Source organism: Lentzea sp. NBC_00516 (assembly GCF_036346835.1).
Classification (GTDB): domain Bacteria; phylum Actinomycetota; class Actinomycetes; order Mycobacteriales; family Pseudonocardiaceae; genus Lentzea; species Lentzea sokolovensis.
Genome location: NZ_CP107840.1, coordinates 4,234,319 through 4,246,799, shown reverse-complemented (window position 1 = coordinate 4,246,799; position 12,481 = coordinate 4,234,319). Strand labels below are relative to the sequence as shown.

General features: G+C 68.7%; 5 protein-coding genes. All 5 read right to left on the bottom strand.

The window, feature by feature from the left end; translation table 11 throughout:
* Positions 1-7: 7 nt before the first annotated feature.
* Positions 8-4,792: an SGNH/GDSL hydrolase family protein gene (locus OG205_RS18830; RefSeq protein WP_330277535.1), complete on the bottom strand. Its 4,785-nt coding sequence runs from the start codon at positions 4,790-4,792 to the stop codon at positions 8-10.
* 32 nt (positions 4,793-4,824) lie between these two features.
* On the bottom strand, positions 4,825-5,253 hold the full coding sequence (locus tag OG205_RS18825; protein WP_330277534.1) for a hypothetical protein: 429 nt from the start codon (positions 5,251-5,253) through the stop codon (positions 4,825-4,827).
* 65 nt (positions 5,254-5,318) lie between these two features.
* On the bottom strand, positions 5,319-9,410 hold the full coding sequence (locus tag OG205_RS18820; protein WP_330277533.1) for an RHS repeat domain-containing protein: 4,092 nt from the start codon (positions 9,408-9,410) through the stop codon (positions 5,319-5,321).
* A 45-nt stretch (positions 9,411-9,455) separates the two neighbouring features.
* Positions 9,456-11,573 carry a hypothetical protein gene (locus tag OG205_RS18815; protein ID WP_330277532.1) on the bottom strand — a complete coding sequence of 706 codons (2,118 nt, stop codon included), beginning with the start codon at positions 11,571-11,573 and terminating at the stop codon, positions 9,456-9,458.
* Positions 11,574-11,810: 237 nt separating this feature from the next.
* Positions 11,811-12,473, bottom strand: coding sequence for a non-homologous end joining protein Ku (ku, locus tag OG205_RS18810; RefSeq protein ID WP_330277531.1), 663 nt, complete (start codon positions 12,471-12,473; stop codon positions 11,811-11,813).
* Positions 12,474-12,481 lie beyond the last annotated feature (8 nt).

The window sequence follows — 12,481 nt, the reverse complement described above, 5'->3', positions numbered from 1 at the left end:
GCGGCGGTTACAGCTCGAGCGGCGGGAAGCCGGTCACCGCGATGGCGACGTCCCTGGCGACCTTCTCGTGGAACCGGGCGTTGGGCGCCCCGCCGGTGAGCAGGTCGGGCGCGATGACGTTGTCCTCACCGGGTTCGGCCACCATGCCCGCCATGTCGAGCACACCGTCCGCCCCGAGGTTGACGTACTCGTTGCGCAGCGCGGAGTTCACGTCCTGCCGCACCTGCTCCCGCGTGTCGTCCGCGCCCAGTCCCAGTGGCGGCAACGTGGCCAGGATGACGTGCACGAGCGAACCGTCGGCCCGCCGGACGTTGCGCAGCGAACCAGGGCTGGCCGGATGCACCATCGCCCGCACGTCGCGCACGATGTCGTCCCTGCTGCGACCGGCGAGGACGTCGTTGGTGCCCAGCGCCATCACCACCGTGCGCACGTTCGGCTGGCTGACCGCGGCCCGGTCCAGCGTCCACCCGGCGGTGCCGATCGTCGGCGCTCCGGAGCCCGCCGGGGGAGCCGAGATGCCCAGCACCTGGCCGCTGCCCGCGACTCCGGCCCGGCTGGCGTTCACCAGCCCGCCCGGCACCGCGTCGCCCTCCTGCCGCAACGCCTCCGGCAGCCGGTCCACCCAGCTGTCGGCGTGCGCGCTGAACTGGTCGCCGAGCACCACCACGGTGCCCGCTCCGGTGGTCGTCGTGGGCACCTGCACCCCGGCGAGGTAGTAGACCCCGTCGATCTGGGTGCCGCCGTGCGCCTGGACCGCGGTCTTGTCGCCGGTGTTCAGGAACGACGGTGTGAAGCCGTGTACCGGTGCCTTCGTCACCGCGGTGGTGAAGAAGGTGCTGACCACGAGCTTGCCCGTCCCTCCCGCGGGGAACGCCACGGCGTCGCTCAGCACCTCACCGCCGGCGGGGACGACCACGGAGGCGGCACCGGCGAACTTCAGCGCCACCGGGGCGGCCACGGTCGCGGTGTCCGTCCCGGACTGCGCACCGACGCTCGCCGCGCCCACGGTCATCGGCTCCGAGGTGCCGGGGTTCTGCAACTTGATCCGCACCGAGGCCCCGGTGACCGACGGGTCGATGACGGTGCGCACGGTCCGGTCCTTCAACCCGGTGCCGCCGGGCGGCGTCACCAGCTTGTCCGACGGGGCCGCCCAGGTGCCGACCCAGCCCGCGTCCACCGGCCGCGGCGCCATCGCGAGCACGTGCAGGGCCGCCTGCGGACATCCCGGCATCAGGGACGTGCCGTAGTTGGGCAGCGTGACCGACTGCGCCGTCTTGGACGGGTTCGCGTGCACGAACACCACCTGCAGCCGCGGCTTGATCTGGGTGCCGCCGCCGACCCGGCTCGGCAGCACGAACTCGGCGGCCTCCTCCTGGCCGCCGGCCCAGTCCTCGATCTCGGGCACCACCTGGTTCTGCGTGGTGCCGTCGGTGTAGGTGATCGTGGCCGACGCGGTCTTCGTGACACCGCACGTGCTGGTCACCAGCAGTCCGATCGCGGACGCCTTCCCCGTCTGCGGCAGCGGGATCCGCTGACCCAGCGCCACGACGTTGTCCGAGCCGTCCGCCTTGTGCGGCGGCATGGTGAAGGTCGCGCCGTTGATCGTCTTCTGCTGACCGGGAGCGAGACCGGCAGCCGCCAGGCTCGCGGCGGACAGGCCTGCCTGGCCGAAGTCGAGATTCGCGGCACTGGCGCCGATTCCGTCGTTGTTCATGGCCGCCTCGAAGCTCGCGGCGGTCACGTTGTTGACCGGTACGGCGGTGAGATAGTCGACGACGACGTTCGTGGACTTCGCGTCGGGATGCCTTCCGGTGATCTTGAACGTGATCTTGTGCTCTCCCGCGGCGAGGTGCTGCCCGCCGAGCGTGAAGTAGTCGCGGTTCTTCCCCTCCTCCACGTAGCCGTCGTGCGGTTCGTCTCCGGTGCGCGCGACCGTCTTCCCGTCGACCTGGATCTCGACCCTGGCCTGGCCGGGTTCCTTGATCATGACCGCGGCGAGCGCGTAGTCGGCCTCGATCGGCACGCGGAACGCCAGGTCGAACGACTGACCGATCGAGCCGCCGGTGAGCTGCTGGGCCAGGCCACCCGAGATCTGGTCGTTGAAGCAGCAGGCGTAGTCCGTGCGCAGACCCACGGCGGCGTTCTGCCCCGGCGGCTGCGAGACGGGCAGTTTCTCGGCCTCGTACCGGGACGTCGTCGACAGGGTGAGGTAGTCGAGCCCGAACCCGAAGCGTCCCCAGGGGCTCCACGTGGCCTTCACCTCGACGGTGAGCCGGTGGGTGCCCGGTGTCAGCCTGCGGTGAGCCAGCACGTCGTGCCGGCGCATGGTGGTCTGCCCGTAGTAGTTGATCGGACTGGGCGTGCCGTTGAAGTCGTACCCCACGGCCTCGCCGTCGAGGTAGTACTGGACCTGCCCGTAGTCCCACGACTTGGTGGCGCCCGCGCCGAGCTGGTACTCCGCGCCGGTGGGGTCACCGGTGTTCGGGACGGTGAAGACGAAGTCGGCCTTCTGCCCGGCCGCGGTGAACCACACCGCCATCTGCTTGTTGCCGGACCACTTGAAGTCGCAACAGGAACTGTCCTGCTGCTCGGTGCTCACGTTCTGGCCGGCGGGCTGGGTGACCTGCAGGGACTCGCCCTCGACGCGGGTGACGCCGCCACCGGTGCTCGGAGCCACGTAGATCTCGGTCGGCCCCTCCTCCGGCCCCATCTTGTGCGCGTCGTCGAACGACCTCGCGTAGATCGTGTGGTGACCGGGAGAGAGCCCGGGCGGCACCTGGATCGTCGCGTTGCCGTCCCTGGTGGACACCCAGCCGCCCGCGGTGCCGAACGTGCGGTCGTAGTCGCAGTCCGTCGTGGCCGGCACCGTCTCGGTACCAGGGCCGTTGAAGGTGTAGCTGAACCCCACGACGTTCTTGTCCGACGGGCTGTCCCAGGAGTGGCTGAGCGTGACGGTGCCGGGAGACCCGCTCTGCTGGCCCCAGTTGTCGCGGGGGTAGTCCATGCGGAAGTCGTCGACGACCCACGGATAGCCGGTGACCGGTGCGGCGCGCACGCTGAACGACCGCCAGCCCGACCAGCCGGACTCGATGCCGGGTGCCGCGTCGCCGGTGAGGTTCCTGGCCCTGGTCCGGAACCTGAGGTCACCCTCCGGCAGCGCCTCGCCCGGTGCCCACGACGCCCGCCCGTTGGACGGGATCGTCGCACTTCCGGTGCGCACCAGCGTCTTCTCGTCGGGCGTCCAGACCTCGAAGGCGATGCTGAGGTCGAGCGGGGGGTTGTTGTTGTCCGTGGCGGTCGCGACGAGCGTGGGCCTGGCCGTGGGCGAGGTCAGCTTGCTGTAACAGCTGACCGCTTCCACGACTCCGAGGCCGCCGGGGGTGTTGGGCGGGAAGTTGAACGTCGCCTCGAGCGTCGGGTTCGGGTCGAACTTCTTCCACTGGTTCCTGTTGCCCTCGTCCGGCGCGCGCAGGTAGACGTTCAGCAGGTTCCAGTTGTCGTTGATCGCCTTCTGCACCGCGTTGCCCGCGTCGAACCGGACCGTGCCCGCGCCGTCACGGCAGTTGTCGCCACGGCCGGACCACCCGGTGCCGGACCAGCCGCCCTCGGGACCGGGCCAGCTCGTGTTGCCGTCGAACCAGCCGCCCCAGTAGAGGTCGGTCGGTTCGGCGGTGCAGTCGTTCCAGATGCTGTGCGTCTGCAGCGCGTACACCGACGCGCCGGTCAGCACCGCCCGGTGCCCGTTGCGGGACTGGATGGCGGAGGTGTCGAACCGGAAGAACGACCGCGACCTGAACGTCTCCCCGCACCGCGCGCCCCAGTCGCAGAAGCCGACCTGGGCGGGGTAGGAGGTGTTCCACTGCCGCCAGTTCTTGTCGGTGAGGCCGAGCCACGCCTCCTTGAACCGGGAGAGACCGGGGTCGAGGTACACCGGGTAGACGACGTCCTTGCCCTTCAACGCCTCCGGCGCGGGCACGATCGTCACGTCGGTGGTGGCAGCGGTTTTGGCCGCGGCCTGCGTCACGGACAGCTTCGTCACCTTGCCGGCGGGAGCGGCGGCTGTCGGCGTGCCGCCACCCGGTTCCGTGCGGGAGTCCCACATGACCGGTGTCGAACCGTGGAAGACGGGCTTGCCCGAACTGTCGAGAGTGGACAGCGTGCCGTCCGCGGCCGTGCGCAGCGTCATGCCCGTGGTCCGGGCGATGAGCTTCAGCGAGGCCAGTGCCGGGTTGCGGGCGGCCTCCGCGGTCTTCACCACCAGCACCTCGGTGAACCCGCTCAGCCCCGCGGTGACCCGCAGGTCGACTCCGGGAAGCACCTCGGGGTAGACGGCGGAGTCCTTGTCCGCCTTCGGTTTCGGCAGTTCGCCCGGCCAGCTCAGGGAGATCGCGCGGTCGCCGTCGGCGAACGTGATCGCGGGCACCGTGCCGCCACCGCCGAACACGACGTCGGCGGGGGACGCGACGGGGGCGAGCGAACCGTCCGGACGGGCCTTGAGCGTGAGGTCGGTGTCACGCCACCTGCCGTCGCGCTTCACCCTGACGGGACGGGCGGACGAGGTGAGCTTCATCGAGCCGTCCGCCTGCACCTCGACCTTCGAGGTCTCGGTGGTGTGCTCGGCGAGTTCCACCGGTTTTCCGGTGCGCTTCGCCTGGGCGAGCGCGGTCTCCTGCGCCGCGGGCGGCGGTGTGGGCTTCGGCTGTGCCTGTACCGGCACGGCGAGGCCCACGAGCAGCAACGCCGCCAGTGGGCCGCACACGCGCATGCGGGCGGCCAATGTCGATCTGTGCACTTCGGTGATCCCCCAGAATGAGTCAGCAGGCCTCAGCCCTGCTGTGGAACCTCGGCTCTGCGACGCAGGAACGAGACGAGGAAGACGATGGCGAACGCGGCGGTCATCACCGCGTGGTAGACGACGTTGAACGTCGGCTCCGGTACCACGTTCACCCAGAACAGGAACTCCCGGCTGGCGAGGCCGGTCACCGGGAGCAGTGCGAAACCGTGCCACAGCAACGAAGGGAGGACGACCAGTGCGGTGATGCCGTTCGGGCCGTGCTTCTTGCTGATCTGCCACGCCAGCAGGCTGATCGTGACCGCGTTGACCGCCAGCGTCGCCATCGCCGTCAAAGCGATGATCATGTAGTGCCCCTGGTTCATCTCGCGGGCGGGCTGGCTCACCCACGCGACGACCGTCTGCACGCACATGGCGGCCAGAGCGACCCAGAAGAAGACACGGGTGCGCTGGTTGTTCATGGTTCTCCACTTCGGACGGACCGCGGTGGCGGGCACCTGCCCGCCACCGCGATCGTGGTGCTGTGTCAGCAGAATCTCCGGTGCACCGTGTGCACGGGCCTACCGTCGACAATGTTGGTGCTGCCGTGTGTGCACGAGATCTTCAGCGTTACTTCGATGAACTGGTACTGGCTCTGCTGTTCCCCGGCCGTGGTCGGACCCAGGAGGGACGGTGGCCAGACGAACCACGCCGTCTGCTGCGCTGCCCGCATCGCCGGCAGCATCGAGCCTCCGGTGCCGGTGATCGGGTTGCGCGTGCCCGACTCGACGGTCGTGGCGTTGCCCACCAGCACCTTCACCGTCGCGTCGTACTTGTTGACGTTCATCACCTGGAAGTCACCGACGAAGCCGCCGAGGTAGCTTCGCACGTTCTTGGGGTCGTCGAGGAGGCCGACCGACTGGTGCATCATCCTGAGCATGTCGTCCATTGCCTGGAACGCCCCGGAGATCCCGCTGGGCGACGGCCACGCGATCGCCGAGTAGTCGGGGTGGTCCGGCCCCCTGATGCCCTTCTCCATCTGGTCCTCGATCTTCGTGCGGAGGTCGGCCTCTGAGGACGTCAGGAGGTCGCGCGACAGCTTGTCGCCGTCCTTCGCGTAGTAGACCATCGGCTGGTCCTCCTTCTTGTCCGACCACAGGAACTCCCTGAACAGGTCGCCGACGCCGGTCTCCTTGGCCCACTTGTAGATGTAGTTGCTGGGCACGCCGAGGCGCTTCTTGCCCTTGTCGTACATCCTGGTCGTGACGATGTTGCTCGCCTTGACGGACGCCGACTTCATGCGGCTGACGATCAGCCCGATCATCCAGCCGAAGAACTCGCCGGACGGGTCGCTGTAGGTCACCGGGTTGTCGTTGGCGTAGGTGTAGGCGTTGAGCTGCTGCGGGTTCTCCGTGTCCATCTTCGGGTCGACGCTGATGAACCGGCCCAGCTGCGGGTCGTACTTGCGCGCGCCCACGTCCACGAGCCCGATGCCGGGGTTGACCGGTGCGTTGAGGAATCCCCTGTTGTCCGGCCAGGTGCCCTGGCCCGCGCCGACCTGCTTGCCGTACGGGTCGAACTCGCGCCGGGTCACCGCGAACTGGCCGGAGGTCACCGCCACCGTCGCGGTGGAGTGCGGGTCCGACACCGAGTAGATCGGGTCCGCGTCGCCGATCCGGACGGCCACCTGCACGTCGCTGAACTTGTAGTAGCGCGTGCCGGTCACCCTCTGCGTCGCGTTGTCGTAACGCAGCTCCTGCATCGGCAGGTACAACGTCGACGAGCCAGGATCCTTGCGCAGCACCTGGTCTCCGTCGGCGTCGTAGACGAACCGGGTGGTGGCCCCGCCCGCCTGCACCGACGCCAGCCTGTTCTGCTCGTCCCAGTTCAGCGTCTGCCTCCCGGTGGGACCGGGCCGGCCGGTGGTGTTGCCGAACTCGTCGTAGTCGTAGGTGTTGTCCGCGGCCTTGGCCGCGAGACCGGGGGTGCCCGCGAGCGAAGGACTCTTCGTGGACGAGGACTTCACCGAGTGCGCCTTGGCGTCACTGGTCTTGGCCTGGTTGTACTCGTAGGTGGTGACGCTGTCGCCGGCCTTCGCGTGCTGCACCTCGGCGGCGCGCTGGCCACCGGGGGTGAACGACCACGAGGTCCAGTACGGGTTCGGGCCACCGACTACCGCCTGCGACGGGACCGCCGCGCAGTTGTCCGTCGCCGTCCACGCGTCCGTGAGCCGGTTGAGCGTGTCGTAGTCGTAGCACTCGGTGCGCACCGGCGCCCTGTCGCCGTGCCCCTGCGTGTTGACGGTGCGGACGCGGTTGCCCGCCGGGTCGTAGCTGTACCGGAGGTCGTCGAGCTGCGGTGAGCTCGCCCTGACCGCGGACATGTTGACCCCGGTGACCAGACGCGTCTGGTCGTCGTAGTCGTAGCTCAGCGCCGCGGTGTTGGTCTCCGGCCCGAGCGAGAGCTTCTTGACCTCCTGGAACCCGGTGTACTCCGCCCGGTGGACGTAGGTGTTGTACCCGGCCATGGTCTGGGCCTTGCCGAACCTGTCGTAGGTCAGGCTGACCGCCTCACCCGGCAGGCTGCCCGCCGTGTGCGGGGTGGCCGCCGTCAACAGCCCGGTGGTCGTGTAGCTGTACATCGTCTTGTACAGGCCACCCAGTCCGGGAACGGAAGCGGGAACCTCCAGCCACTCCTCGTTCTTGTTGCCCATCGGGTCGTACGTCCGGACCGCCGTCCGGTACGTCCCCTCCGGCGTGAACCGCGAGGTGGTGTGCGGCTTGCCGACACCGTTGGTCGCGCCGTCGTAGGTCCACGCCGCGAGCTTCGTGCGGCCCTCGCCCTCGCCCTGGTACTCGGCCGTCTTGCGGCCCAGCTCGTCGTACTCGAACGTGACGACGTTGCCGCGCGCGTCCCTGGTCCAGGTCAGCTGGCCCGCGAGGTCGTACCTCGACGTGGTCTCGCCCGCGTCGGGATCGGACTCCTTGACCGGGTTGCCGGCGAAGTCGTACTCATAGCCCCACTCCTTGCCGGTGGGAGCCACGATCGTCTTCTCACGGCCGTCGGTCGTGAAGGTGTACTTCGTGGCTTCGAAGGACGTGCCGGCGAGGGACTTCGCCGTGGCGTTCGGGCCCGGCGTGGTGGTGTGCTGGCGCAGTTCCACGACGCGCTTGCGTGCGTCGAAGATCTTCGTGGTGGTCACACCACCCTCCGGCTGCACCTCGGTCGTGCTGTTGCCCGCGTAGATGGTCGTCTTGCGCGCGGTCTCCGTGGTGTGCGAGATCGCCACCTCGGCCGTCTGCCGGCCGGAACCGTCGTAGTCGATCCGCGTCCGGTTGGCGACGGCGCTGTCCGCGACCCGGATCAGCGTGGTGCTCGGTGGCCCGTCGACCAGGTAGCGGTTGTTGGTCTTGCGCTTGTGACCGAGCGAGTCGTAGCCGACGTCGGTCACGATGCGCTGGTCGCCCCGCGTCTCCTCCTGGGCCTGGATCAGCTGGCCGAGCCCGTCGAGCAGCGAGATCTTCGTGTTGCGGCTGGTGGACGTGCCGGTGTCGACGAGCGTCTTCGTGGTGACGGCCATGGGTCCGTCGGTGCGCACCAGGTAGGTGTGCTCCTCCGTCGGGTCGGTCCTGCCCTTCGCCTGACCGGGTTTCCACACCTTCGTCAGCCGGCCGGCGGGGTCGTACTCGGCGTCGGTGCGCCTGCCGCCCTCGTCGACGAGGACGAGGTCCTTGCCCTGGGCGGGGTCCTTCTCGACGGTCTTCTTCTGTCCCTTGGGGTTCGTCGTGACGATCTTGGACAGGACGCCGCCGTCCGCGGGCGTGTAGGCGTACCGGGTGGTGCGCTTGAGCACGTCCGAGACCGAGAGGTTGCGACCGGATCCGTCGTAGGTCGTGGTCGCCGAGGTCACCCAGGTCAGCACGTCGGCGCTGTTCGCGGTCGCGGAGTCGGTGCGGGTCAGGTTGCCCGCGCCGGGAACCGCGCCGAGGGTGGGGGAGTCGTCGAAGTAGTTGCGCGTCGCCTTGCTGATCGACGTCGGCTCGACGTCCTGGGGCGGGCACGCCTGCTTCGACGTGATCTCCTCCTTCACCTTGTCCCTGATCCAGGACGTGGTGTTGTCGGCGTACCGCTTGGTGACGCACTTCGGTTCGACGTCGTCACCCGTCTCGCTGGACGCCGTGATGCGGCCCGCGTCGTCGTAGCGGCTCGCCGTGGTCAGCGTTCGCTTGCCGCCCGCCTCCAGCCGGGTGATCTCCCTGGCCTGGCTGGTGTTGACGATGGTCGCCTCCAGCGGCGGCAGGTCCTTCCGCTCGCGCTTGGCGAGCGTGGCGAAGTGCGCGTAGTCCGTGATCATGGTCGAGATCCAGGTGCCGTTCTCTCCCTCGAACGTCTGCGCCTCGCGCTCGCGATCGGTGAACAGAGGGTTGTCCGGCACGGAACCGCCCTGCGAGTCCGGCACCGATGCCGCCCGCTTCGACCCGTCTGGCAGGACGTCGCCGTCCATGCCGCGGAAGTACGTGGTGCGCACCAAGGTCCGCTTGTCCGCCACGTCCTCGCTGCGCGGGGTGGTGTTGCCCTGCCGGACCTCGACCTGCTGGTAGCCGCGGAACTGGCCGTAGGTGCGGTGTTCCGGCTTCACCAGCTCCAGGTCGTCGCGGTGCCACGCGGGATCGCCGAGATAGGCCTAGCTCATGATCCTGGGCTGCGCGTTCGGGATGCTGCGGTCGTGCACCTCGACCTGCTTCACGACGTACTTGTGGAAGTAGTCGATCTCCGGCTTCTCCTTGGCCGGCGGCACCTGGTAGACGGGGTAGCAGAGCGTCTTGTTGTGCGCGAGATCCCTCGGCAGTGTGTCCTTGGTGCACGACGGGTCGCTGTAGATGATCCGCACCTGCATGCCCGCATCGGTGTTGATGTTGGTGATGCGCCAGTGCTTCATCGCGGGCCTGTTGTCGTGGTCCAGCACGCGGTTGTCCTTGAGCTGCCGGTCGAACGACACCGGAGGAGCGGTGAGCTCCGTGCCGTTCTTTCCGTAGGACGTGTGCGCGATCGAGTCGAGCTGCAACGACCGGTCACCCTCGACGGGGTAGGTGTGGTTGAGCCCGTACCTGTCCACTTTCACCGGACCCGAGCCGATGTCGTAGTAGGTGACGATGGCGGACAGCTTCTTCGTCGTCCAGAACGACGGGGCGTTGTTGTTGCACACCGCACCCGACTTGCACTCCTGGTCGGTGGGCACGTCCGGCCACTGCGCGGCGCTGGCGCTGTTGCGGCGGCCCTCCTCGCACGGAACGGCACCGGGCACGCAACGCTCGGTCGTCTCGAACACGACCTGGCTCGGCACCGTCCGGCCGTAGATCGAGCCGCTGATCTTGCGCAGGCCGTAGTCGATGCGCCGCAACTGTCCACCACGGACGTACTCGACGCCGGTGGTCTGCTTGTTGGCGCCGTAGAAGTTCTTCTCCTGCGCGTAGTAGTACGCGGCGGCGTTCCCGTTGGTGTCCTCGACGTAGTCCAGGTTCCAGCGCCAGCCGAGGTTGTCGCACTTGGCGTTCGCGAAACCTCCGGTCTGGTAGCACTCGTCGGTCGTCTTCGGGCCGTAGACCCTGGTCGTGAACGCCGACTTCGTCTCCTCCTGCCCGGTGTTGCCGGGCAGCTTGTTGAGTCCGAAGTAGAAGGAGGTGCCGTCGGCCTTGGTGACCACCCAGTGCTCGCCCTTGTGGGCGCCGTTGGCCGCGCCCTCCCTGCGTTCGATGCGGGCGCCGGTGTCGTTGGCCGCCTTCCAGATCTTCTTGTCGGCGTCCCAGACGAGCTCGGCCGAGGCGTCACCGAGGTTCAGCGACACGATCTGACCGGCCCAGCAGTAGTCACCGGTCTGCTGCTCCTTCGGCAGCGTCGTGTCGTCGGAGCAGGCGCGGTAGGTGCGCTCGATCGAGCCCGGCGTGTAGCCGAAGCCCGCACCCGTCCACGGCGCCTGGTTGTTCGTCGAGGACGTCTGACCGTCCACAGCGGCCGAGTTGTAGCCGAGGCTGATGCCCGGCGCGACCCTGCCCGACGCGGTGGGCGGCACGGAGATCGGGTAGGACCAGGTGAACGCGCCGGTCGCACCGGTGACCGACCATTCGCCGGACGGCTTGAGGTCGCTCGCCTCGAACGTGCCGTTCTGACCGCCGCCCTCGGCGGCGACGGCCAGCACGTGGCGTCCGGCGGGCAGGGCCGCGGTCAGCGTGTGCGAGCGGGCGTTGTTGGTCGCCTGGACGCGTTGCCGCGTCTGGCAGTCCGGCTTCTCCGGCGTCGTCAGCGCGCAGTCCGGAAGCGTCGAGAGGCTCAGCCGGTTGCCGTAGTCACCGCCGACGGCGTTGCGGAAGCTCGAGTAGTCGAGCTCGACCTTCTTGTCCTGCTCGTTGTCCTGTTCGCGCTCCGGTTGCACCGACAGCACGACACCGATGACACCGGCTTTGCCGGTCGTGTCCTGGTTCTGGACCTCGACCCGGTAGGAGGAGGCGCCGCCGGACACCGTGACCGGCAGCCCTCCGACCTGCGTGTTCTTTCCGGCTTTGATCGTGGCCGCGCCACCGCCGGGCCAGTCCGAGTCCTGTGCCACCGCGCCGGGAGAGGCGGGTTTCGTCGTCTCGCGTTCCACCGCGGGTACGTCGGTGTAGTCGATCGGCTTGTCCTGGGCCGCTGGCGGCTGCCAGCCGCCGTCCGCCACCACAGCCGCCGCCACGCCGGTGACCAGCGCGAACGTGAGTCCGACGGCCTTCCAGCGTGAGCGTTGGACAGGTCTGCTTCCCGAATCCATGTGCTTGCCCCCAGGCAACCAGATGTGCTGAGGGCAGGCTCGCGCCGCCGTTGGCCCGCGTCGGTCAACGGCTCAAGCACGCCGAAGCGTGATGGTGCCCCCAGGCGACCGTCCCCAATAGCCGGTCCTGACCGGACAGTAGCCAGTGATCGAACCGTTGGGAATGCGGTTAGCTCGGTTGGCCGTTCACGAGCCCGTTCCGCCCTGGGGTAGTTCCTGCCGAGGTGTCATCGACGCCTAGACGTTCGCTTCCACCAGATGCAGCAACGCTTCCTGGTGCGTGTTCGGATAGTCGTGCGGCCGGAACGGACGTGTTTGGGCCCGCACCAGCGCCGCCGCGGCGGCCAGTTCGCCGGTCCGCACCTCGGTGTCCCGGTGCAGGAACGCGAAGTGCGGCTCCCGCACCTCGTCCGGCCACAGCAGCGTGTGCAGCACCAGGACGCCCTGCTGTGGTCGCAGCGCCGCCAGCGTTTCCTTGCCCCGCAACGCGAACTTCACGATCGCCGCGGCCTTGGTGCGCTCCAGCGTCTCCCGCAGCAGCACGTAGGACCGCACGGCCAGGTCGTCCGGCTCCACGTAGTAGCTGCGGTGCAATGCGACCGGGTCCAGATCGACCTGCGGCGCGAACTGCTGCACGTCGATCACGCCGTCCTCCGGCGCCGGCAGATCGCCGGGATCGATCTGCACGATCCGGCCGTCGTCCAGCTCGTAGCCGCGCCCGATGTCCTCCGGCGTCAGCCGCAGCGAGCACTCGCCGCACACCTGTTGGTGCCGCACGCGGCCGCTGTCCTCGCGGTGCACCAGGTGCACCTTGCTGCGATGTTCGGTGGCGGCCGACACCAGCCGCACCGTCATCGTCGACATCCCGAACCGAAGTGCTCCCCGCCACACAGTCCTCATGACAAATG